Annotated in this window: 19 protein-coding genes; 13 read left to right on the top strand and 6 right to left on the bottom strand. The window is 71.5% G+C overall.

Going from position 1 to position 22,985, the window contains the following annotated elements; all coding sequences use genetic code 11:
• Positions 1–18: 18 nt before the first annotated feature.
• Together ACWGH1_RS07490 and eccE are read right to left on the bottom strand one after the other, a co-directional pair.
• A complete protein-coding gene (locus tag ACWGH1_RS07490; protein ID WP_453355185.1) occupies positions 19–717 on the bottom strand; it encodes a hypothetical protein in 699 nt (232 codons plus the stop codon).
• Positions 714–1,988 carry a type VII secretion protein EccE gene (gene eccE / locus ACWGH1_RS07495; protein ID WP_453355186.1) on the bottom strand — a complete coding sequence of 425 codons (1,275 nt, stop codon included), beginning with the start codon at positions 1,986–1,988 and terminating at the stop codon, positions 714–716. Before eccE ends, ACWGH1_RS07490 begins: the two co-directional genes overlap by 4 nt.
• Positions 1,989–2,239: 251 nt before the next feature.
• On the opposite strand from eccE, the gene eccB reads away from it, so the two are divergent.
• From eccB to ACWGH1_RS07515, 4 genes are all read left to right on the top strand, one after another.
• On the top strand, positions 2,240–3,817 hold the full coding sequence (gene eccB, locus ACWGH1_RS07500) for a type VII secretion protein EccB (RefSeq protein ID WP_453355187.1): 1,578 nt from the start codon (positions 2,240–2,242) through the stop codon (positions 3,815–3,817).
• A gap of 11 nt (positions 3,818–3,828) precedes the next feature.
• Positions 3,829–5,079 (top strand): type VII secretion-associated serine protease mycosin, encoded by a 1,251-nt coding sequence (gene mycP / locus ACWGH1_RS07505; protein WP_453355188.1) that lies wholly within the window; start codon positions 3,829–3,831, stop codon positions 5,077–5,079.
• 213 nt (positions 5,080–5,292) lie between these two features.
• A complete protein-coding gene (locus tag ACWGH1_RS07510; RefSeq protein WP_361308780.1) occupies positions 5,293–5,613 on the top strand; it encodes a hypothetical protein in 321 nt (106 codons plus the stop codon).
• Between the two features lie 45 nt (positions 5,614–5,658).
• A complete protein-coding gene (locus ACWGH1_RS07515; RefSeq protein ID WP_453355189.1) occupies positions 5,659–5,967 on the top strand; it encodes a WXG100 family type VII secretion target in 309 nt (102 codons plus the stop codon).
• Between the two features lie 78 nt (positions 5,968–6,045).
• Here the strand turns inward: ACWGH1_RS07515 and ACWGH1_RS07520 are convergent, their stop codons facing one another.
• Positions 6,046–6,279, bottom strand: coding sequence for a DUF397 domain-containing protein (locus ACWGH1_RS07520; RefSeq protein WP_136213490.1), 234 nt, complete (start codon positions 6,277–6,279; stop codon positions 6,046–6,048).
• A gap of 89 nt (positions 6,280–6,368) precedes the next feature.
• Positions 6,369–10,343, bottom strand: a complete 3,975-nt coding sequence (gene eccCa / locus ACWGH1_RS07525) for a type VII secretion protein EccCa (protein ID WP_453356107.1) — start codon at positions 10,341–10,343, stop codon at positions 6,369–6,371.
• A 193-nt stretch (positions 10,344–10,536) separates the two neighbouring features.
• Between eccCa and eccD the strand changes: the two genes are divergently transcribed.
• The 6 genes from eccD (at position 10,537) to ACWGH1_RS07555 (ending at position 17,685) form a co-directional block, all read left to right on the top strand.
• A complete protein-coding gene (eccD, locus tag ACWGH1_RS07530; RefSeq protein WP_453408512.1) occupies positions 10,537–12,051 on the top strand; it encodes a type VII secretion integral membrane protein EccD in 1,515 nt (504 codons plus the stop codon).
• 173 nt (positions 12,052–12,224) lie between these two features.
• Positions 12,225–12,512, top strand: coding sequence for a 30S ribosomal protein S15 (gene rpsO, locus ACWGH1_RS07535; RefSeq protein ID WP_136213493.1), 288 nt, complete (start codon positions 12,225–12,227; stop codon positions 12,510–12,512).
• A 283-nt stretch (positions 12,513–12,795) separates the two neighbouring features.
• Positions 12,796–15,015, top strand: coding sequence for a polyribonucleotide nucleotidyltransferase (locus tag ACWGH1_RS07540; protein ID WP_453356550.1), 2,220 nt, complete (start codon positions 12,796–12,798; stop codon positions 15,013–15,015).
• On the top strand, positions 15,012–16,391 hold the full coding sequence (locus tag ACWGH1_RS07545; protein WP_453408513.1) for a M16 family metallopeptidase: 1,380 nt from the start codon (positions 15,012–15,014) through the stop codon (positions 16,389–16,391). Before ACWGH1_RS07540 ends, ACWGH1_RS07545 begins: the two co-directional genes overlap by 4 nt.
• Positions 16,392–16,460: 69 nt before the next feature.
• Positions 16,461–17,213 carry a 4-hydroxy-tetrahydrodipicolinate reductase gene (dapB, locus tag ACWGH1_RS07550; RefSeq protein WP_453354704.1) on the top strand — a complete coding sequence of 251 codons (753 nt, stop codon included), beginning with the start codon at positions 16,461–16,463 and terminating at the stop codon, positions 17,211–17,213.
• A 19-nt stretch (positions 17,214–17,232) separates the two neighbouring features.
• Positions 17,233–17,685 (top strand): hypothetical protein, encoded by a 453-nt coding sequence (locus tag ACWGH1_RS07555; protein WP_453354703.1) that lies wholly within the window; start codon positions 17,233–17,235, stop codon positions 17,683–17,685.
• Positions 17,686–17,726: 41 nt separating this feature from the next.
• Here the strand turns inward: ACWGH1_RS07555 and ACWGH1_RS07560 are convergent, their stop codons facing one another.
• Positions 17,727–18,281: a PH domain-containing protein gene (locus ACWGH1_RS07560; protein ID WP_453354702.1), complete on the bottom strand. Its 555-nt coding sequence runs from the start codon at positions 18,279–18,281 to the stop codon at positions 17,727–17,729.
• Positions 18,282–18,329: 48 nt separating this feature from the next.
• Complete coding sequence (locus ACWGH1_RS07565; RefSeq protein WP_453354701.1) at positions 18,330–18,569, bottom strand: hypothetical protein; 240 nt, start codon at positions 18,567–18,569, stop codon at positions 18,330–18,332.
• A gap of 229 nt (positions 18,570–18,798) precedes the next feature.
• On the opposite strand from ACWGH1_RS07565, the gene thyX reads away from it, so the two are divergent.
• From thyX to ACWGH1_RS07580, 3 genes are all read left to right on the top strand, one after another.
• Positions 18,799–19,539 carry an FAD-dependent thymidylate synthase gene (gene thyX, locus ACWGH1_RS07570; protein ID WP_453354700.1) on the top strand — a complete coding sequence of 247 codons (741 nt, stop codon included), beginning with the start codon at positions 18,799–18,801 and terminating at the stop codon, positions 19,537–19,539.
• 241 nt (positions 19,540–19,780) lie between these two features.
• Positions 19,781–20,680, top strand: a complete 900-nt coding sequence (gene dapA / locus ACWGH1_RS07575; protein ID WP_453354699.1) for a 4-hydroxy-tetrahydrodipicolinate synthase — start codon at positions 19,781–19,783, stop codon at positions 20,678–20,680.
• A gap of 128 nt (positions 20,681–20,808) precedes the next feature.
• Positions 20,809–22,494, top strand: a complete 1,686-nt coding sequence (locus tag ACWGH1_RS07580; RefSeq protein ID WP_453354698.1) for a ribonuclease J — start codon at positions 20,809–20,811, stop codon at positions 22,492–22,494.
• Positions 22,495–22,985 lie beyond the last annotated feature (491 nt).

A 22,985-nucleotide genomic window follows, 5' to 3' on the forward strand; every position in this document is an offset into this window, starting at 1 on the left:
GTCCGGGCTCACGCCCCGTCAGTCGATCCGGCGCGCCGCGCCCAGCAGGCCCGTCTCCGTGTCCGTGCCCTGCGTCATGACGAACCTGCGGTCCCGCGGCGTGCACCACAACGTCACCCCGTCCCCCAGCGTCGGCAGCGACTCCACCGCCGCCCGCGGCAGGTGCATCAGGCGGCCGATCTGTCCGGCCTCGTCGGGGGACACCCGCTGCACCCCCACCAGCGACGCGTTGCGCATCAGCCGGGGCGCCGCCGGACTCAGGTACGGCAGCAGCGTCAGCACCGACTGCCAGGGCCCCGCCACCACCCGCCCGCGCGGCGGCCGCATCCCGCAGTCCCGTACCACCAGCACCGGGCTGCCCGCCGACGCGCCCTGCGGCGGCACCCGGCCGACGTCGTGCAGCGTCACGCACTGCTGGCCGCCCCCCGCGGCCCGGGCCAGCGCGGACCACACCTGCCCGCGCCCGGTCTCCACCGCGACCCGCGCCCCGGTGGCCGCCGCGCGCAGCGCCAGCACCTGCGCCGTCCACAGGCCGCCGATCAGCGTCACCTCGTACGGCGTCGGCCGGTTGACGCCCAGCACCGCAGGGCGGCCCTCGGCGTCCATGCCGATGACGACCCCGTCGTCGGCGACGGGCAGTGCCAGCGCGTCCAGATCGGCCGCCGGGACCACGTGCCGTTCGCGGCGGGGCCCGATCAACCCGAAACCGCCCCTCATCGCGCTCCTCCCAGCGGCAGCGAGGCCAGCAGCCCCGGTACCTGTTCGCGGTCGAGCCGGACCAGTCCCGTCCGCACGCCCCGCGCGGTCCGCTCCAGCTCGCGGCGGGCCGCCACCAGTTCCTCGTCGCTGCGCCCCGTCACCCGCACGTGCCCCGTCAGCGTCACGCCCTGGCGCTCGGCCGGCGCCATCGTCAGGCTGAAGTTCGTCGCGAGCGCGGGCAGCGAGGTCAGCAGCGCCACGAACTGGGGCAGCCCCGCGCCCGCGCCGCCCAACTGCGGCCAACGGCCGATCCAGTACGTGGTGTGCCGCCGGTCGTCGCAGCGCCAGGTCCGCGCGGTCTCCTCCGTGCGCCGGCCCGTGCCCGCAGACCGGCCGGCCTGGGTGATCGCCATCGGGTTCGCGCACGAGGACGTCGCCAGCGCGCCCGTCAGCTCCGGCTCGGTCAGCACCGCCGCCCGGAACCCCGCGCCCGCCAGCCGGCTCGCCAGCTGGTCCGCGATCCGCACCAGGCACCGCTGCGCCCCGGCCGGCCCGCCGCCGCGCGCCGTGACCGCCTCCGGGCACAGCTCCGGGTCGAGCTTGAGCGCGATCCACGTCAGCCGGACCGCCGGGGCGCCCGTACTGGCCTGGAGCGGGGCGTAGTTGCGGGTGGCCAACGCCTGGGGCGGCAGGTGCGGCGCCGGAGCCGGCTGCGTGTGCTGCACCAACTGGGCGGACTCCAGCCGGATCCCGTCCACTTCGAGGACGTCCCGGACGAGCCCCAGTGGCAGCGGGCGCGTCCCCCGGTCCGGTCGCAGCGCGGTGGCGTCCATGTCGACCTGGACGACGGCCGTCAGGAACGTGCCGTCGCCGACCATCCCCACGGGCCGCCGGTCGCGATCGCTGAACGTCAGCGTCCGCAGGGCGGGTTCGGCCTCGACCAGCGGGGCCAGCCCGGGCTCGACGCCGGCCGGTACGGAGCGGCCCGCGGCCCGGCGGCGCCGGGCGCGCAGGGCCAGGGCGCCGCCGATCCACTCGGGCAGGGAGCGCTGGTGGCGGCGTACGACCGCGAGCGGCACCAGGACCAGGGCCAGTGCCCCGGCGGGCACCAGCAGCACCGGTTCCACCACCCAGGCCACCAGCAGGGCGGCGGCCGCGATCTGGAGGAGCACGAGCTGTTGCAGTCGAAACGGCCCGAACCGGCCCGGGGAGGAGCGCGGATGCGGTGTCACCCCGGCGCGTACCGGTGTGGCCGACGCCGTCCGTGGTTCCGTCGCGGTGGCCGTCACTCGCGCACCTCCCGATCCCGGGGGCGGGCCCCGTACGCTCCGGCGCGGCGGTCGCCGCCGCGCCCCGAAGTCTGCCGAATCCGCCCCGACCAAGCCCTGACCGCCCCGGTCCGGAGGCCGCCCGGCGGCCGACCCAGCCTACCCGGCCCGTGCATACCGTCCGTCAAGAGGCATAGTAGGTCCCCGGTCCGATCATCGAGGCCCGGGGACCGGTGTCCGCTACCGGGCCGTGCGGCGAGAATCAGGCGGTCATGGCATCACGACGTGATGAGCTCAACGCTTACACCTTCGCGAAGCGGCGCACGGTGGCAGCGTTCCTCCAGCCCTCCGCCACCGGCACCGAGGAAGGCGCGCCCCGCCCGCTGCGCGCCGTGGTCCCCGGTCTGGTGGTCGGCGCCCTCGCGGTCGCGGGCTTCGGCGCCTGGGGCATGTTCAAACCGCAGGCCCCCAAGGGCTGGGACGAGCCCGGCACCCAGGTCATCGTCGGCAAGCAGTCGACGACCCGGTACGTGGTCCTGACCACCAAGGTCAACGGCAAGGACCAGACCCGCCTGCACCCCGTGCTGAACCTGGCCTCGGCCCGACTGCTGCTGGATCCCGCGAAGTTCAAGGTCGTGCAGATCGACGACAAGGTCCTGGACGCGGGCCGGCCGCCGCGCGGGCCGATCATAGGCATCCCCTACGCCCCCGACCGGCTGCCCGCCCCGGCCGACGCCGGCAGGGCCAAGCGCTGGGCCGTCTGCCAGCAGCCCGGCGGCAACGGCAAGGGCGTACAGACCGCCGCCTTCGTCCTCGCCGACCGCGAGGCGAAACTGCTGGACGACGGCCGCAAGACCACCGACACGCAGCTGCTGTACGTGCAGAACACCGGCGGCGCCAAGGAGCGCTACCTGGTCGACGCGGTCGGTACGAAGTACCGGTTCCCCGAGGGCACCGCCGACGCCGGCACGCTCACCACGGCCCTGGTCGGCACCGGCGCCACCCCCCAGCCGGTCACCGAACAGTGGCTGGCCACCCTCACCCCCGGCGACGACCTGGCCTTCCCGCAACTTCCGGGCCGGGCGGGCGCCAACGCCAACGTCCGGGGCCTGGGCACCGCCGACAGCAAGGTCGGCATGGTGCTGACCGCCCAGACCGGCTCCGGCACGCAGTACTACGCCGTCCTGCCCGACCGGGTCGCGCCCGTCTCGGAGTTCGTGGCCTGGCTGCTGATCTCCGCGCCGGCGACCGACGGCCTCAACATGCACGGCAAGGCCCGCGAGGTGGACCTCCAGTCCCTCAACCCGGACGCCACCCCGTTCAAGAACGATGCCAAGTGGCCCCAGCGCAAGGGCGTGCAGGTCAACCGGGTCACCGCCGCGCCCGGCTCCGCACCGGGCACCGCCCTGCGCGACACGGTCTGCGCGGTGCTGCGCTCCGTCGACGGCCAGGGCAACCCGACGCTGAGCACCTGGGCCGGCACCGGCTTCCCCGTCGACATCGCCGCGAGCGGCACCGGTGCGTACGTCACCCCGGGCTCGGGGCTGCTCTACACCCAGGTCCAGGGCCGCCAGACCACCGCGGGCGGCTCCACGTTCCTGGTCACCGACACCGGCCTGCGGTACGCCGTCCAGGCCAACGGCGACAGCGACTCCGCACAGTCCAAGATCGGCGCGGGCGGCCAGAAGGAGCAGGGCGCGGGCGACGGCCGGCCCGAGGCGAGCCAGGCGCAGATCCGGCTCGGCTACGGTGCGGTCACCCCCGCCATGGTGCCCATCGCCTGGTCGGAGTTCCTCTCCAAGGGGCCCCGGCTGGACACCAACTCCGCCCGCCAGCCGCAGGGTTCGTGAGGATGCCGCCGATGCCCAAGCCGCCGTCCGGGCGCCGTGCCGCGGTCACCCGGAGCCTGCTCCTGAGCGCCGTCCTCGCCCTCGTCGCGGCCTGCGGTACGGCGGCCGCCGCCGGCCCCGCCGCGCCGGGTTCCCCGTACGGCCTCGCCCTCGCCGGCGCCGGCGAGTGCACCTTTCCGATGAAGAAGCAGATCGCCGACCGGCCCTGGGCCCTGCAACGGCTGCTCCTGGACGCCTTGTGGGCCAAGACCCGCGGCAAGGGCGTCCGCGTCGCAGTCATCGACACCGGCGTGGACCGCGCCAATCCGCAGCTCGGCAGCGCCCTCGACACCGGCGCGGGCAGGGACTTCGTCGACCCCAAGGGCGGTGACGGCACCAACGACACCGTGGGCCACGGCACCAGGGTGGCCGGCCTGATCGCCGCCCGCCCCCAGGACGGCACCGGCTTCGTCGGCCTCGCCCCCGAGGCCACCATCATCCCGGTCCGGCAGAACGACGGGCAGGGCAACGGCAACGCCGCGACCCTCGCCCAGGCGATCGACCACGCGGTGTCCAAGGGCGCCCAGGTCATCAACGTCTCCCAGGACACCGACGTCCCGCTGAGCGCGGACTCCGAGCTCGGCAAGGCGGTCCAGCGGGCCATCGACGCGAAGGCCGTGGTCATCGCCTCCGCGGGCAACGACGGCCTCAGCGGGCAGAAGCACAAGACCTACCCGGCGGCCTTCCCCGGTGTCCTCGCCGTCGCCGCCTCCGACCGCAACAACGAGCGGGCCGCCTTCTCCCAGCCCGGCGACTTCATCGGCGTCGCGGCCCCCGGCGTCGACATGGTCTCCACGGTCCCCGGCTTCGGCCAGTGCGTCGACAACGGCACGAGCTTCTCCGCCCCCTACGTCGCGGGAGTCGCCGCCCTGCTGCGCGCCGCACACCCGGACTGGAGCGTGCAGCAGATCGTCTGGCAGATCGAGAACACCGCCGAACGCTCCGTGAACGGCCACGACGACTACGTCGGCTGGGGTGTCGTCGACCCAGTACGGGCGCTCACCCAGGACCGCGAACCCCCCAAGGCGCCCGTCCCCGACCCGGGCCCGCCGCCGGCGGCCGCGCCGCAGGTGGCGGAGCTGCACCTCACCGAGACCGTGCAGGAGCGGGAGGAGCGGTTCGGTACGTACGCCCTGGGAACCGTCGTCGTACTCATCGCCGTCATCGCGGGCACCGCGACCGTGGTGCGCGATTCCCGGGCCCGCCGACGCCCGTCGCGGTGACCCCCGCCGCTTCACCGGCGCGCCTGCGTACCGGTGTTGGGGCGGGCGGGGGTACTGGCTAGAGTGACGGCAGGCTTCACGACTGTGATCGGGGGATGGCGTGAAGCGGAGGGGGAGTTCCGGGAGCGCGTGGCTTGGTCCCGCGCCGGGAACGCCTGCTCCGCCACGCAGTCCGTCGGTTCTGCCGGCGAATTGAGAAGTGAGGAGCTTCGGATGACGAGCAATTTCGGACTTGCGGACGATCCGGTCGTCAAGGCGGCCAACAGGATCTCCGAGACGGCCGAGGCCGTGTCGCGGCAGTCCCGAGAGCTGGCGGACATCATCGCCACGGTGAGTGCGGGCTGGACCGGCGTGGGTGCCGGAGGCTTCGTCAAGGCCCAGGAGGACATCAACCTGGACCACGACAAGATCCGCCGGCTGCTCGGCGTCCTGCACCACGCGGTGTCGGAGACCAAGAACCTGAGCAACGCCCAGGACGAGGACGTGCGCCAGGCCTTCGCCGCCGCCAACAAGTCCGGTCTCAACAACATCTGATCAAGGCCACGTCGCCCACAACGCCCCAGCGCGAAGGAGAACACGATGTCCGGTAACGACGGCCACACCAAGGTCAGGTACGAGAGCGTCCAGCAGATGGCGGACCGCATCCGCGTGGTGTCGCAGAACATCCTCAAGGACCTGGACGAGATGGACACCGCCGTCAAGGTCGTCACCGACACCTGGGACGGTGAAGCGCACCGTGAGTACGTCACCCTCCAGAAGAAGTACAAGGCCGCCGCCGACCACATGCACAAGCAGCTGGAGACCGTCGCCCAGCTCATCGAGCGCGGCAAGGGCGACTACCACGCCACGGACATCAAGGCCTCGCGCCTGTTCACCGAGGCCTACTGAGCCCGCCGGCCCGCGTCCAAGGGGCGCGCCCGCACCGGGCGCGCCCCTTCGCGCGTGCGGAGCCGGTCGGACCCGCGGTCAGCGCAGGTCGAACTCCCCGTCGCGGGCACCGAGCACGAAGGCCTCCCACTCGGCCGCCGTGTACCGCAGCACGGTGTCCCGGTCCAGCGACGACCGCATGGCCACCGCCCCGTCGGGCAGCTTCGCGATCTCCACCCGCTCCTCGTCGGGACTGGTCCCGGGCGGCCCCTCCCACTCGACGCCGCTGATGTCGAGCGCGTACAGCTCGTCCTTCTCCTGCTGGGACCCCATGGCGCGGCCTTCCCTTCGTGCGACTGCGGTGCAGCGTTCTGCCCCGATTATCGGTGCCCGGACGGCGCCGCGGGGAGCGTTCGCGCTTCTCACGCCCCCGAGACCGGCAGCCGCCCGATCTGGACCAGCGACGTACCGCGCCTGCGCGAGGAGAAGTACCCGCGGCCCGGCGGCAGCGGACGCGGCCTGACGTTGCCCAGCAGGTCCCCCTCGGACGGGTCGCCGGAGAGCACCACGCCCTGCGCGCCCAGTTCCTTGATCCGCTGCATGAACGGCTCGTACAGCGCCCGCGAGGCACCGGCGGAGTTGCGCGCGATGATGAAGCGGACACCCGTGTCCCGGGCGAAGGGCAGGAACTCCACCAGCTGCGTCAGCGGATTGCCCTGGCTGCCGGCCACGAGGTCGTAGTCGTCGATGATGATGAAGACGTCCGGGCCCGTCCACCAGCTGCGGTCCCGCAGCTGCCGCGGGGTGACGTCGTCCGGCGGCTGCCGGCGCGAGAACACCCCGCCCAGGGCCTCCATGTGCATCTGCAGGGAGTTCGCCATCGGCGCGTACTCCAGCAGGTGCTCCTCCGGCAGCGCCCCGAGCAGGCCGCGCCGGTAGTCGCCGACGACGAGCTTGGCCTGGTCGGGGCTGTACCGCTCGGCGATCCGCTGCGCGATGAGCCGCAGCAGGTTCGTCTTGCCCGACTCGCTCTCGCCGAAGACCAGGAAGAACGGGTCCGTCTCGAAGTCGACGAACACCGGCTCCAGGTCGGTCTCGCCGACTCCGATCGAGATGCCGTGCGCGGGGAACTCGCCGCCCTTGGGCAGCTGGTCCGCGTGCAGTAGCCGAGGCAGCAGCCGCACGCCCGGAGCCGAGGGCCCCGCCCAGTTCTCCTTGACCGCCGCCACGAACGCGGCCGTGCCCTCCGACAGGTCCTCCGCGCTGTGCGAACCGTCGATGCGCGGCAGCGCGCCCAGGAAGTGCAGTTTCTCCGGGACCTGACCACGGCCCGGCATCCCCGTGGGGACGTTCGCGGCGACCCTGCGGTCGAACTCGGAGTCCATGACGTCACCGAGCCGCAGCTCCAGCCGGCTCAGGATCTGGTCCTTGAGCGCGGCCCGGACCTCCATGTACCGGGCCGCCGTGACCACCACGTGGATGCCATATCCCAGGCCCCGGGACGCGATGTCCGTGACGACCGGCTCCAGGCCCTCGTACTCGCCCCGGAAACCACCCCAGCCGTCGACGACGAGGAACACGTCGCCCCACGCCTCGCCGGGCAGTTCCCCGGCCGCGCGCCGCCGCCGGTAGGTACCGATCGAGTCGATCCCGTTCGCCCGGAAGAACTCCTCGCGGCGGTTCAGGACGCCCGCCACCTCCGCGACCGTACGCCGCACCCGCTCCGGGTCCAGCCGGGAGGCGATCCCGCCCACGTGCGGCAGGTCGGCGACCGACGACAGGGAGCCGCCGCCGAAGTCGAGCCCGTAGAACTGCACCTCGCGCGGGGTGTGCGTGAGGGCGAACGCGGAGATCAGCGTCCGCATCAGCGTCGACTTGCCCGACTGCGGGCCGCCGACCACCATCATGTGGCCCGCCGCCCCCGAGAAGTCCCGGTACAGCACCTCCCGCCGCTGCTCGAACGGCTTGTCGATGAGACCGAGCGGAACGACGAGCCCGCCGGGCCGCGTGTACCCCTCCGCGTGCAGCCCCCGCGCCCCGCTCGGCGCCAGCGCCGGCAGCAGCTGGTCCAGCGGCGGAGCCTGGTCGAGCGGCGGCAGCCACACCTGGTGCGCCGGCACGCCCTGCCCCTCGAGCCGGCCCACGATCACGTCCAGCACCGTGTCCGCGAGCGCGTCGTCCCCCCGCGTCGCCTGCGCCGCGAGGTACGCCGGGTCCGGCGCGGCGTACACCACCGGCACGGGCGCGGCCGTGAACAGCGCGGGCCGCCGCTCCAGCGGGAACGGCCCCACCGACAGGTCCGGGCCGCCCGAGCGGTAGGTGCCCGAGACGTACGCCGCCTTGAAGCGGGTCATCTCGTCGGTGCCGAACTTCAGATATCCCGACCCCGGGACCGAGGGCAGGTGGTAGGCGTCCGGCACGCCGATCGCCGTCCGCGACTCCGCCGCCGAGAAGGTCCGCAGACCGATCCGGTACGACAGGTACGTGTCCAGGCCGCGCAGCTTGCCCTCTTCCAGGCGCTGCGAGGCCAGCAGCAGGTGCACGCCCAGCGACCGGCCGATCCGGCCGATCTGGATGAACATGTCGATGAAGTCCGGCTTGGCCGTCAGCAGTTCGGAGAACTCGTCGATGACCAGCACCAGCGAGGCCAGCGGCTCCAGCGGGGCGCCCGCCGCGCGCGCCTTCTCGTAGTCGTGGATGTTCGCGTAGTTGCCCGCCGACCGCAGCAGCTCCTGGCGGCGCTGCAGCTCGCCGCGGATCGAGTCGCCCATCCGGTCCACGAGGGTCAGGTCGTCCGCAAGGTTGGTGATCACCGCCGCCACGTGCGGGAGCTGCCCCATGCCCGTGAACGTCGCACCGCCCTTGAAGTCCGCGAGGACGAAGTTCAGCGTCTCCGAGGTGTGCGTGACCGCCAGTCCCAGCACCAGCGTGCGCAGCAGCTCCGACTTGCCCGAACCCGTCGCGCCCACGCACAGCCCGTGCGGTCCCATGCCCTCCTGCGCTGCCTCCTTCAGGTCCAGCATCACCGGGGTGCCGTCCTCGCCCACCCCGATCGGCACCCGCAGCCGCTCACCCGCCGACCGCGGCCGCCAGGTGCGCGACACGTCGACCTGGGCCGCGTCGCCCAGGTTCAGCAGGTCCGTGAAGTCCAGGTTCGCCAGCAGCGGCTCGTCGTCGTCACCGCCACCGGTGCGCAACGGCGCCAGCTGCCGCGCCAGGGCCTCCGCCGCCGGCAGCGACAGCGTGTCCGGAACCCCTTCGTACGCCACGCCCGAGCCCGACTCCAGCCGCAGCCGGCCCGGCCGCACCACGACCGACAGCCCGCCCCGCGGCTCGTCCAGCTCGCCCGCCACCACCTCGACGATGGTCACGCCCTGCAGCCCCTCGACCGCCGCGAACACCGAGTCCGGCGGAACCAGCCCGCCGCGCGGCGAGTTCGCGTCGAGCACGACCACCAGGTGCGGCTGGTCCAGCACCGGCGAGACGTCCCGGCTGAACCGCGGCCGCCCCTCCAGCCGGGACCCCAGCAGCCCCTCCAGCTCGCCCAGGTCGTCCCCGAACAGCCGCTTGGTGCCCGCCCCGTCGACCTGCCCCGGAAGCTGCGCGTGCGGCAGCCACTTCGTCCAGTCCCACGACGGCACCGCACCCGGCGCCGCCACCACCGCGACCATCAGGTCCTCGGGGGAGTGCAGCGTCGCCAGCTGCGCCACCAGCGCCCGCGCCGTACCGCGCGCCGACTCCGGCTCCCCGGACACCGTCACGTGGTAGAACGCCCGGATCGACACCGCCACCGGCAGCCCGTCCAGCGAGGAGTGCACCCGCAGGAAGCGCTGCATCGCGCCGGCCGTCAACGGCTCCAGCTCGTCCACGGGCGCCGTGTCCGGGGCCACCAGCGGCGTCGCCAGCCGCTGTGCGCCCAGCCCCAGCCGGGCCTGCCCGAAGTCCTCGTCGCCGACCCGCCGCTCCCACAGGCGCGAGCCCTCCGCCACCACCGACCACAACTGGTCCGGCGCCGGGTGCAGGTACAGCTGCGCGTCCCGCTGCGCCCGCGCGGTCCGGCGGACCTGACGCCGCGTCTGCGCCAGGTATTTCAGGTAATCCCGGCGCACATCGGCCATTTGCCCCTGCGTACCGCGCCGGTAGCGCACCAGCTGGGCGATCACCATGCCCACCGTCGACACCAGCATCAGCACGCCCATGATGCGCATGAAGGGCGCCGCACCCGGCATGAAGAAGAAGACGACCGAGGAGCCCATGCCGAGCATCGGCAGGAGCTGCATCAGCATGCCCTCCTGCTGCCCCCGCGGAAGTTCCGGCGGCGCCTCCAGCCGCACTTCTTCCGACGGCACCTCCGGCGGCAGTGACCTGGGCGGGCGTTTCACGACGATCTGGCTCACCGGAGCATCAATCCCTCGAAAACGGACGGACGTCACGACCGGCGCCCTCAACTCCCGGGCCTGGCCGGGGGTGGTGATCCTACTTGCCTACTGTCCGTCATAAGCCCGGTAGGGTGACCCGCGCGGCATGCGCAGCAGCGAATCCGTCCCCGCACCCACGCGGCGCCGGAACAGCAACCAGGGGGGCACACAGGTGAGTACGGCCGAGGCGACCGGCTTCTGCAGGGTCACCGTGGTGGCACCGGACAGCCGGATCGACGTCGCCCTCCCCGAGGACATCGCCGTCGCCGACGTCTACCCGGAACTCCTGCGGCTCACCGGCCAGACCCAGCCCGTCGGCGCCCCCACCGGCTTCCACCTCGTACGCCGCTCCGGCGCCGTCCTCGACGGCGCCCGCACCCTCGCCGCCCAGCAGGTGCTCGACGGCGAGGTGCTCAGCCTGCGTCCCTTCGCCGAATCCCTGCCGCCCGCCGTCTTCGACGACGTCTCCGACGCCGTCGCGTCCGCCGTCGTACGCGACCGGCACCGCTGGAGCGACGACATGCTGCGCGGCGCGGGCCTGGCCGGCGCCGCCGTCCTGCTCGTCCTGCTCGGCCTCGTCCTCTGGTACGCCGACCCCGTCCGCCACGACACCCACGGCCTGCCCGGCGTCATCGCCGCCGCCGTCGGCGTCCTGCTCACCGCCGCCGCCGGAGTGCGCGCCCGGGTCTACCGCGACGGCGGCTCCGCCGTCGCCCTCGGCCTCGCCGCCCTCCCCCACCTGCTGATCGCCGGCTCCGCCATCGTCGCCCCGGCCGCCGGCCACGGACCGGGCCGCCTGCAGTTCCTGCTCGGCTGCGGCTGCGCCCTCGTCGCGTCCGTCGCGCTGGTCGCCCTCACCCCGCACGGCGACGCCCCCTTCGTCGCGGCCACTTTCCTCGCCGCCACCGGCACCCTCGCCACCTTCGCGGCCATCGCCACCGAGGCCTCCGCGACCGCGACCGCCGCCGTCTGCGCGCCGGTCGCGATAGGCCTCGTCGCCTTCCTGCCCGGCCTCTCCGCCCGCTTCGCCCGCCTGCCCATCGGCTACGCGGCCCCGCAGAGCTCGGCCGGTGACTACGAGATGTCCGACGGTCACGACAGCGCCCCGTACGGTGACCCCGCCGACCCGGCCGGCGCCGACCGGCACGACCCGGCCGCCTCCCTCGACGCGGAAGCGATCGCCGCCCAGGCCCGGCGCGGCCACGAGATGCTCCTGGGCCTGGCGGCCGGCTGCGCCGCCGTCGTCGTCGGCTGCGCCGCCGTCCTCGGCTTCTCCGACAACACCTGGGGCCGGTTGCTGGCCCTCGCCACCGGCCTCGCGATGCTGCTGCGCGCCCGGCTCTTCCGCTACACCTCCCAGGTGGTGTGCGCCCTCGCGGCCGGGTTCGCCGCCATCGCCCTGCTCGTCCTGGGCCTGGCCCTGCACCCGCCGGCCGACCTGCTCGCGGAACTCGTCGAGCACCACGACCGAGGCGGCCTCGACCTGCGCACCATCTGGCTCTCCGCCGCCGTCGGCGCCGGAGCGGCCCTGCTCGCCGGAATTGCGCTTGTCATCCCCCGCAAGGGCCTGTCACCCTTCTGGGGACGGCTGCTCGACCTCACCGAGGCGGCGGTACTGCTCAGTCTGGTCCCGCTCACCCTGGCCGTGCTCGACGTCTACGCCCGGGCCCGCGCCCTCACCAGCTGAGCCGGGCCCGGCCCGGCAGCCTGGTACGCTGTGTGACGGCCGTTTGTGTACGCGCCCCCGGAGCATCTCTGGAGGCTGCGCTCAGCGGACCCCGCCTCCCGAGTTACGGAAGATCCCCAGAGAATTCGACCTGGGGCACTCGGTGGCTACGAAGACCTAAACGAGGAGTACGCGTGCCGCTCGACGCCGCTACGAAGAAGCAGATCATCGCAGAGTTTGGTGCCAAGGAGGGCGACACCGGCTCCCCCGAGGTCCAGGTCGCGATGCTCTCGAAGCGCATCTCGGACCTGACCGAGCACCTCAAGACCCACAAGCACGACCACCACTCCCGTCGTGGTCTGCTGATCCTGGTCGGCCAGCGTCGCCGCCTGCTGCAGTACCTGGCCAAGAAGGACATCCAGCGCTTCCGTACGCTGGTCGAGCGCCTCGGCATCCGCCGCGGTGCGGCCGGCGCCAAGTAAAGACGCTGTGAAGGGAGCGGTTCCCACACTGAGGGGGCCGCTCCCTTTGCTGTACGTGCGAGACGTACCGGACGCTTTGTAGTCTGGTCGCAGGTGCACAACTGAAGAGGAGGAGCGCCCTCCCTACGCCGCCGGTCCTCGGTAGTGGCATCCGGAAAGCCCCGGAAGGCTACGAACCGGGTGCTTCGATCGAAGACCGGCCCGCACGCCAGGAGCGCTTCTCCGCAACCGTCCACCACCACACGGGTGGCGGACGGAGACGACGAAAATGGAGAAAACGCTAGTGGAGAACGAGACCCACTACGCCGAGGCCGTCATTGACAACGGTTCCTTCGGCACCCGCACCATCCGCTTCGAGACGGGCCGTCTGGCCCGCCAGGCCGCCGGCTCCGCCGTTGCCTACCTGGACGACGACACGATGGTGCTTTCCGCGACCACCGCGTCGAAGAAGCCCAAGGACCAGCTCGACTTCTTCCCCCTCACGGTGGACGTCGAGGAGCGGCAGTACGCCGCCGGCAAGATCCCCGGCTCCTTCTTCCGCCGCGAGGGCCGCCCCTCCGAGGACGCGATCCTCACCTGCCGCCTGATCGACCGCCCGCTGCGCCCGTCCTTCAAGAAGGGCCTGCGCAACGAGATCCAGGTCGTCGCCACGATCATGGCGCTCAACCCCGACCACCTGTACGACGTCGTGGCGATCAACGCCGCCTCCGCGTCCACCCAGCTGGCCGGCCTGCCCTTCTCCGGCCCGATCGGCGGCGTCCGCGTCGCGCTGATCCGCGGCCAGTGGGTCGCGTTCCCGACGCACACCGAGCTCGAGGACGCCGTCTTCGACATGGTCGTCGCGGGCCGCGCCCTGGAGGACGGCGACGTCGCGATCATGATGGTCGAGGCCGAGGCCACCGAGAAGACCATCGCCCTCGTCAAGGGCGGCGCCGAGGCGCCGACCGAGGAGATCGTCGCCGCGGGCCTCGAGGCCGCGAAGCCGTTCATCAAGGTCCTGTGCAAGGCCCAGGCCGACCTCGCCGCCAAGGCCGCCAAGCCCGAGGGCGAGTTCCCGGTCTTCCTGGACTACCAGGACGACGTGTACGAGGCCCTCTCGGCCGCCGTCAAGGGCGACCTCTCCCAGGCGCTGACCATCGCGGGCAAGCAGGACCGCGAGGCCGAGCTGGACCGCGTCAAGGAGATCGCCGCCGAGAAGCTCCTCCCGGCCTTCGAGGGCCGCGAGAAGGAGATCTCCGCCGCCTACCGCAGCCTGACCAAGGCCCTGGTGCGCGAGCGCGTCATCAAGGACAAGGTCCGCATCGACGGCCGCGGGATCACGGACATCCGTACCCTCGCCGCCGAGGTCGAAGCCATCCCGCGCGTGCACGGCTCGGCGCTGTTCGAGCGTGGCGAGACCCAGATCCTGGGCGTCACCACCCTCAACATGCTCCGCATGGAGCAGCAGCTGGACACCCTCTCCCCGGTGACCCGCAAGCGCTACATGCACAACTACAACTTCCCGCCGTACTCGGTCGGCGAGACCGGCCGCGTCGGTTCGCCGAAGCGCCGCGAGATCGGCCACGGCGCGCTCGCCGAGCGCGCGATCGTGCCGGTCCTGCCGACGCGCGAGGAGTTCCCCTACGCGATCCGCCAGGTGTCCGAGGCCCTCGGCTCCAACGGTTCGACGTCCATGGGCTCGGTCTGCGCCTCCACCATGTCGCTGCTGAACGCCGGTGTGCCCCTCAAGGCCCCCGTCGCCGGCATCGCCATGGGCCTGATCTCCCAGGAGATCGACGGCAAGACCCACTACGTCGCCCTCACCGACATCCTCGGTGCCGAGGACGCGTTCGGCGACATGGACTTCAAGGTCGCCGGCACCAAGGAGTTCGTCACCGCGCTCCAGCTGGACACCAAGCTCGACGGCATCCCGGCCTCCGTCCTGGCCGCCGCCCTCAAGCAGGCCCGCGACGCCCGCCTCCACATCCTCGACGTGATGATGGAAGCGATCGACACGCCGGACGAGATGTCCCCCAACGCCCCGCGGATCATCACCGTCAAGATCCCCGTGGACAAGATCGGCGAGGTCATCGGCCCCAAGGGCAAGATGATCAACCAGATCCAGGAGGACACCGGCGCCGAGATCACGATCGAGGACGACGGCACCATCTACATCGGTGCCGCCGACGGCCCGGCCGCCGAGGCCGCCCGCGCCACGATCAACCAGATCGCGAACCCGACCATGCCGGAGGTCGGCGAGCGCTACCTGGGTACGGTCGTCAAGACCACCACCTTCGGTGCCTTCGTCTCCCTCATGCCCGGCAAGGACGGCCTGCTGCACATCTCGCAGATCCGCAAGCTCGCCGGCGGCAAGCGCGTGGAGAACGTCGAGGACGTGCTCGCGGTCGGCACCAAGGTGCAGGTCGAGATCGCCGAGATCGACTCCCGCGGCAAGCTCTCCCTCGTCCCCGTGGTCGAGGGCGAAGACGCTGCCGACGCCGAGAAGGACGAATCCGACAAGTGACGTCGCGTAGTCCCCGTGTGACGGCCCGCCCCTCTTCCGAGGGGCGGGCCGTCGCCCGTACCCAAACCCTCCTCAAGGGGCAGAACGGCATCGGCACCGTGCGCCGCACCGTCCTGCCCGGCGGCCTGCGCATCGTCACCGAGACGCTGCCCTCCGTCCGCTCCGCCACCTTCGGCATCTGGGCGAACGTCGGCTCCCGTGACGAGACGCCCACGCTGGGCGGCACCACGCACTACCTGGAGCACCTCCTCTTCAAGGGCACCGACAAGCGCAGTGCCCTCGACATCTCCTCCGCGATCGACGCGGTCGGCGGGGAGATGAACGCCTTCACGGCGAAGGAGTACACCTGCTACTACGCACGGGTGCTCGACACCGACCTGCCGCTGGCCATCGACGTGGTCTGCGACATGCTCACCGGCTCGCTGATCCGCGAGGAGGACGTGGACGCCGAGCGCGGCGTCATCCTCGAAGAGATCGCGATGACCGAGGACGACCCCGGCGACTGCGTCCACGACCTGTTCGCGCAGACCATGTACGGGGACACCCCCCTCGGCCGCCCCGTCCTGGGCACCGTGGACACCATCAACGCCCTGGGCGCCGAGCGGATCCGCCGCTTCTACAAGAAGCACTACGACCCGACCCGCCTGGTCGTGGCGGCCGCCGGCAACGTCGACCACAACAAGGTCGTACGCCAGGTCCGCGCCGCCTTCGAGAAGGCCGGGGCGCTCACCCGCACCGACGCCGAGCCGGTCGGCCCGCGCGCCGGCAGCAAGCGCATCCGCACCGCCGGCCGCGTCGACCTGGTCAGCCGCAAGACCGAGCAGGCGCACGTGGTCCTCGGCATGCCCGGCCTGGCCCGCACCGACGAGCGCCGCTGGGCGCTCGGCGTGCTGAACACCGCCCTCGGCGGCGGCATGTCCTCGCGGCTCTTCCAGGAGGTCCGCGAGAAGCGCGGCCTGGCCTACAGCGTGTACTCGTACACCTCCGGCTTCGCCGACACCGGACTCTTCGGGGTCTACGCGGGCTGCCGGCCCAGCCAGGTCCACGACGTCCTGCGCATCTGCCGCGACGAGCTCGACAAGGTCGCCTCCGACGGGCTCACGGACGAGGAGATCAGGCGGGCCGTCGGCCAGCTCTCGGGCTCCACCGTCCTCGGCCTGGAGGACACCGGAGCGATCATGAACCGCATCGGCAAGAGCGAGCTCTGCTGGGGCGACCAGATGTCGGTCGACGACATGCTGGCCCGCATCGCCGCCGTGACCCCGGACGAGGTCCGCGCGGTCGCCGGCGACGTACTGGCCCAGCGCCCGTCCCTCGCGGTGATCGGCCCGCTCAAGGAGAAGCAGGCCGCCCGCCTCGACGAAGCGGTCGCCTAGGGGGTGGACACCCCCAGTCCCTCGTGAGCACGTACGCACGTGAGCACGTACGCACCTAAGGAAGCGAACATGAGCAAGCTGCGCGTGGCGGTCCTCGGCGCCCAGGGCCGCATCGGCTCCGAGGCGGTCAAGGCCGTCCAGGCCGCCGACGACATGGAGCTGGTCGCCGCCCTCGGCCGCGGCGACGAGCTGGAGACGCTGGTCGACGCCGGCGCCCAGGTCGCCGTCGAGCTGACCACCCCGGACTCGGTGATGGGGAACCTCGAATTCCTCGTCGGCCACGGCATCCACGCGGTCGTCGGCACCACCGGCTGGACCGAGGACCGCCTCGCCCGGCTGGACACCTGGCTGGCCGGCTCCCCGGAGACCGGGGTGCTCATCGCCCCGAACTTCTCCATCGGCGCCGTCCTCACCATGAAGTTCGCCGCCCAGGCCGCCCGCTACTTCGAGTCCGTCGAGGTCGTCGAGCTGCACCACCCCCACAAGGCCGACGCCCCCTCCGGGACCGCGACCCGTACGGCGCAGCTCATCGCCGCCGCCCGGGCCGAGGCTGGCCTCGGCGCCCAGCCCGACGCCACCGCCACCGCCCTCGACGGCGCCCGCGGGGCCGACGTCGACGGCGTCCCGGTGCACGCGATCCGGCTGCGCGGCCTGCTGGCCCACCAAGAGGTGCTGCTCGGCGGGGAAGGCGAGACCCTGACCATCCGACACGACTCCCTGCACCACCGCAGCTTCATGCCGGGCATCCTGCTCGGCGCGCGCCGCGTGACGCAGACCCCGGGCCTCACCTTCGGCCTGGAACACTTCCTCGACCTCGGCTGATGAGCAGGCAGTAGTACCCATGCGCGCGAAGATCACGTACTTCCTCACGGCCGCCGTCCTGGTCGTCTACTTCGTCCTGGCCGGCAGCCGGGGCCTGCTGCTGATCCGGCAGGGCACCTGGCTGACCGTGACCTTCGGGGTGGCCGTCCTGGTCCTGCCCGTCATCGGCATCTGGTTCCTCTGGATGAACACCCGGTTCGTCACCAAGGCCAACCAGCTCGCCGCCGAGCTGGAGGCCGAGGGCGCCCTGCCCGTGGACGAGCTGGAGCGGGACCAGTACGGCCGGATCCTGCGGGACTCCGCCGACGAGGTCTTCGCGCGCCGCAAGGCCGAGACGGAGGAGGCGCCGGGCGACTGGCGCAGCTGGTTCCGCCTCGCCGTCGCCTACCACGACGCCCGCGACACCCCCCGGGCCCGCAAGGCCATGCAGCGGGCGATCGCCCTGCACGAGGCGGAGCCCGTACAGGCCTGAACCGCTCCTGTACGGGCTCCCCCCCGCGGTGGGGGCCTGCCTCAGGCGGGCACGGCCCGGTACTCCTCGACCCAGGCCCCGACCACGTCGGCGGCCCGCTCGAAGGCCTCGCCGCGCGCCAGGAAGTCGGCGTTGTGGTCGGTCAGCAGCACCGGCAGCGCCGTAGTGCCCTGGCCGGAGACCGTGAGCGCCTGGCCCTGCACCGTCCTCGGCAGCCCGAGCCAGCGCACCGGCTGCTGCACCGTGCGGATCCCGTCGATCGCGTTCCACGGGACCGAGCGCGTCCGGAAGAACGCCACGTGGCGCAGGCCCGTACCGCTCACCCACACGCCGGTGCGCAGCAGGCGCAGCGTCGCGCCCAGCACCGTGAGCGCAGCGGCCAGGCAGCCGACGGCGCCGCCCCACGCCCCGGCGAAGGCGATGATCATCGTGGCCAGCAGCATGAAGGCGGTCAGCAGGAGCAGCAGCGCCGCGATCGCCACCCGGCAGGGGCCGGGCCGGTAGGGCCGCCGCCATCGGTCGTGGTCGTCGTGGGGGAGGGCTTCGTCTTCGTGCTCGTCGGCTACGCCGTCGGCCGTCAAGAAGGGCAGGGGCACGGCTGGACCTCACTCACATGCACGTTCGGTTGGGCTGTGCCCGTGAGGCTACCGCCCCTCGGAGGCCTGCGACTGCTGTGACTTCTCGGGGGCCTTGTGCGGCTGCAGTGCCGGCATGCCGAAGAGCAGCGAGCCGACGAGCCCGGCCACCACGGTCAGTCCGACCAGCGTACGGGCGGCGAGCTGAGTCTTGCTCAGACTCTCGCGCGGCGGCGGAGTGACGTTACTGCGGAAACGCTCGGCCTCGGCGACGAAGGTGAAGGGGACGGGCTCGCGCCGGAGGAACATGGAAGCGGATCTCCTGGTGGTCGGGGCCCCGGGGGCCGTGGGCGGTGCTTCTCCCAGTAGGACGCGCGAACGCCGCGATAGGTGCCCGATTTCGGGACATCGGTCCGGTTCCCAGTGCGGGCCGTCAGCTGCCCGGGTGCGGTCCGCCGCCGCCCGGGCCTGCGAGGGAACCCCGCCGGGCGCCGTAGAGTGGGCGCGCCCCAGGTGCGACACGTTTGGAAGGACCCCAGTGAGCGATACCGCCGCTTCAGCCCTGAAACCCGGCTTCCGCAGTGATGTGACGGTGGAGCTGGTGAAGCACTCCGCCGCCGACTCGGACGTCCTGTGGGCCGCCCGCGTCTCCACGGCCGGCGAGCAGTCGCTGGAGGAGCTGCAGAAGGACCCGGAGCGCTCCAAGGGCCTGATCAACTACCTGATGCGCGACCGCCACGGCAGCCCCTTCGAGCACAACTCGATGACGTTCTTCATCAGCGCCCCGATCTTCGTGTTCCGAGAGTTCATGCGCCACCGCGTCGGCTGGTCCTACAACGAGGAATCGGGCCGCTACCGGGAGCTCCAGCCGGTCTTCTACGTCCCCGACAGCGAGCGCAAGCTCGTCCAGCAGGGCCGGCCCGGCAAGTACGTCTTCGTCGAGGGCACCGAGGCGCAGCAGGAGCTCACCGGCCGCGTCATGGAGGACTCGTACCGCCAGGCCTACGAGGCGTACCAGGAGATGCTCGCGGCCGGTGTGGCCCGCGAGGTTGCCCGTTCGGTCCTGCCGGTCGGTCTTTTCTCCTCGATGTACGCCACCTGCAACGCGCGCTCGCTCATGCACTTCCTCGGCCTGCGCACGCAGCACGAGCTGGCGGCCACCCCGTCCTTCCCGCAGCGGGAGATCGAGATGGTCGGCGAGAAGATGGAACAGCACTGGGCCGGCCTGATGCCGCTCACGTACGCCGCGTTCAACGCCAACGGCCGAGTCGCGCCGTAAGGCCGGAAACAGCCGGTCGCGCACGGATGTCCGAAGCCAAGTCCCAAGTGTCCGTATTGCGGCGTTTCGGAAAGTTCATCTAGGCTGATCAAACGGACCCGGCACTGCTTGAACCCCCGAGCAGGCAGTGCCGGGCTCCAACAACCCGGCGGTCACCCTCCGCAGTCATATGGGGGAGCCACACCTCGTTGACGTCCCCCGAGGGGATACCGTGAGCGTGGCAGCGAGTAGCGTGTTACCCATGGCTCCGATCTCGACTCCGCAGACCCCCTTCGGGCGGGTCCTCACCGCCATGATCACGCCGTTCACGGCGGATGGCGCACTCGACCTCGACGGCGCGCAGCGGCTCGCCGTCCACCTGGTGGACGCAGGCAACGACGGCCTGATCGTCAACGGCACCACCGGTGAGTCGCCGACCACCACCGACGCGGAGAAAAACGACCTCGTACGAGCCGTACTCGAAGCGGTCGGAGACCGCGCCCACGTGGTCGCCGGCATCGGCACCAACGACACCCGGCACACCCTGGAGCTCGCCCGCCAGGCCGAGCGCACCGGCGCCCACGGCCTGCTCGCGGTCACCCCGTACTACAGCAAGCCGCCGCAGGAAGGGCTCTACCGGCACTTCACGGCGATCGCGGACGCCACCGAGCTGCCGGTCATGCTCTACGACATCCCCGGCCGCAGCGGCGTCCCGATCAACACCGAAACCCTCGTACGGCTGGCCGAGCACCCCCGTATCGTTGCCAACAAGGACGCCAAGGGCGATCTCGGCCGCGCCAGCTGGGCCATCGCGCAGAGCGGCCTGGCCTGGTACTCCGGTGATGACATGCTGAACCTGCCGCTCCTGTCGGTCGGCGCGGTCGGCTTCGTCTCCGTGGTCAGTCACGTGGTCACCCCCGAGCTGCGCGCGCTGCTCGAAGCCCACCTGGGCGGCGACGTCCAGAAGGCCGCCGAGATCCACCAGAAGCTGCTCCCCGTGTTCACCGGCATGTTCCGCACCCAGGGTGTGATCACCACCAAGGGCGCGCTGAACCTCCAGGGCCTGCCCGCGGGCCCGCTGCGGCTCCCGCTGGTGGAGCTGACCGCCGAAGAGACGGCACAGCTCAAGATCGATCTTGCCGCCGGCGGGGTACAGCTCTGACAACAGACTTCACAACTGAACAAGCACAACTGAACAAGCAAGACCACAACAGACAAATGCAAGTGCACGAATGACATGCGCGCCACGTGCCTTCCGAGGTACGTGGCGTGCGTGGTGAGGAGAGACTTTTGAGCCATCCGCATCCTGAACTCGGCCCGCCCCCGAAGCTTCCCAAGGGCGGCCTCCGGGTCACCCCCCTGGGCGGTCTCGGTGAGATCGGCCGCAACATGACCGTCTTCGAGTTCGACGGCCGCCTCCTGATCGTCGACTGCGGCGTTCTCTTCCCCGAGGAGGAGCAGCCGGGCATCGACCTGATCCTTCCGGACTTCTCGTCCATCCGGGACCGGCTCGACGACATCGACGGCATCGTCCTCACGCACGGCCACGAGGACCACATCGGCGCCGTCCCCTACCTCCTCCGGGAGAAGCCGGACATCCCGCTGATCGGCTCCAAGCTGACGCTGGCCCTCATCGAGGCGAAGCTCCAGGAGCACCGGATCCGCCCCTACACCCTTGAGGTGAAGGAAGGCGAGCGGGAGGCCCTCGGCCCCTTCGACTGCGAGTTCATCGCCGTCAACCACTCCATCCCGGACGCGCTGGCCGTGGCCATCCGGACCCCCGCCGGCCTGGTCGTGGCCACCGGCGACTTCAAGATGGACCAGCTCCCGCTGGACAACCGCCTCACCGACCTCCACGCGTTCGCGCGGCTGAGCGAGGAAGGCATCGACCTCCTGCTCTCCGACTCGACGAACGCCGAGGTCCCGGGCTTCGTGCCGCCGGAGCGGGAGATCTCCAACGTCCTGCGCACGGTGTTCGCCAACGCCCACAACCGGATCATCGTGGCCAGCTTCGCCAGCCACGTGCACCGCATCCAGCAGATCCTCGACGCCGCCCACGAGTACGGCCGCCGGGTCGCCTTCGTCGGCCGCTCGATGGTCCGCAACATGGGCATCGCCCGTGACCTGGGCTACCTGCGGGTCCCGGCCGGCCTCGTCGTGGACGTGAAGACCCTCGACGACCTGCCGCCCCACGAGGTCGTCCTGGTCTGCACCGGTTCCCAGGGCGAGCCGATGGCCGCCCTGTCCCGGATGGCCAACCGCGACCACCAGATCCGGATCGTCCCCGGCGACACCGTGATCCTGGCGTCGTCCCTGATCCCGGGCAACGAGAACGCGGTCTACCGCGTGATCAACGGACTGACCCGCTGGGGCGCCAACGTCGTGCACAAGGGCAACGCCAAGGTGCACGTCTCCGGCCACGCCTCCGCGGGCGAGCTGCTGTACTTCTACAACATCTGCAAGCCGCGGAACCTGATGCCGGTCCACGGCGAATGGCGCCACCTGCGCGCCAACGCCGAGCTGGGCGCCCTCACGGGCGTCCCGAAGGACCGCATCGTGATCGCCGAGGACGGCGTGGTCGTCGACCTGATCGACGGCAAGGCCCGGATCTCCGGCAAGGTCCAGGCCGGCTACGTGTACGTCGACGGCCTGTCGGTCGGCGATGTCACGGAAGCGTCCCTCAAGGACCGCCGCATCCTCGGTGACGAGGGCATCATCTCGGTCTACGTCGTGGTCGACAGCACCACGGGCAAGGTCGTGAGCGGCCCGAACATCCAGGCCCGCGGCTCGGGCATCGACGACGGTGCGTTCGGCTCGGTCAGCCTGAAGATCGAGGAAGCCATCGCCCGCGCCGCCGCCGACGGCGTGGCCGAACCGCACCAGATCCAGCAGCTCATCCGCCGCACGATGGGCAAGTGGGTCTCGGACGGCTACCGCCGCCGCCCGATGATCCTCCCGGTCGTCGTCGAGGTCTGAGCCTCGCGGTAGCGACCCGAACTGGAGCGGGCTCACCTCGATTTGCACCGAGGGGGCCCGCTCCAGTACGTTTACGTCTCCACCTCGCACGGCCCCCGACACACACGTGTGCCCGGACCGCGCCCGCGGGGAGGATGGGAACCAGACCCGGGGAGACCTGATAAAGTCTGGATCCACCCGAAAGGGAAAGGCCCGCCAACGGCCACAGAATTCAAATCCGGTTCCGGAAACGGCGCGGAAATGGTCTGGTAAGGTTGGAATCGCCGGAAAGGGAAACGCGAGAGCGGAGAACTGGAAAGCGAACCCCGCTTCGACCGGGAATCGGACACGAGAGAGTCTGATAGAGTCGGAAACGCAAGAACGAAAAGAAGAACAAAGGAAGCGCCCGGAGGAAAACCCGCGAGGGTGAGTACAAAGGAAGCGTCCGTTCCTTGAGAACTCAACAGCGTGCCAAAAATCAACGCCAGAAGTTGATACCCCGTCCACTTCGG

The organism is Streptomyces sp. NPDC054883 (assembly GCF_053610645.1).

Coding starts and splice junctions, on each gene's coding strand:
- ACWGH1_RS07490 (WP_453355185.1), bottom strand. CDS start 717: ATGAGGGGCGGTTTCGGGTTGATCGGGCCCCGCCGCGAACGGCACGTG.
- eccB (WP_453355187.1), top strand. CDS start 2,240: ATGGCATCACGACGTGATGAGCTCAACGCTTACACCTTCGCGAAGCGG.
- mycP (WP_453355188.1), top strand. CDS start 3,829: ATGCCCAAGCCGCCGTCCGGGCGCCGTGCCGCGGTCACCCGGAGCCTG.
- ACWGH1_RS07510 (WP_361308780.1), top strand. CDS start 5,293: ATGACGAGCAATTTCGGACTTGCGGACGATCCGGTCGTCAAGGCGGCC.
- ACWGH1_RS07515 (WP_453355189.1), top strand. CDS start 5,659: ATGTCCGGTAACGACGGCCACACCAAGGTCAGGTACGAGAGCGTCCAG.
- ACWGH1_RS07520 (WP_136213490.1), bottom strand. CDS start 6,279: ATGGGGTCCCAGCAGGAGAAGGACGAGCTGTACGCGCTCGACATCAGC.
- dapB (WP_453354704.1), top strand. CDS start 16,461: ATGAGCAAGCTGCGCGTGGCGGTCCTCGGCGCCCAGGGCCGCATCGGC.
- ACWGH1_RS07555 (WP_453354703.1), top strand. CDS start 17,233: ATGCGCGCGAAGATCACGTACTTCCTCACGGCCGCCGTCCTGGTCGTC.
- ACWGH1_RS07565 (WP_453354701.1), bottom strand. CDS start 18,569: ATGTTCCTCCGGCGCGAGCCCGTCCCCTTCACCTTCGTCGCCGAGGCC.
- dapA (WP_453354699.1), top strand. CDS start 19,781: ATGGCTCCGATCTCGACTCCGCAGACCCCCTTCGGGCGGGTCCTCACC.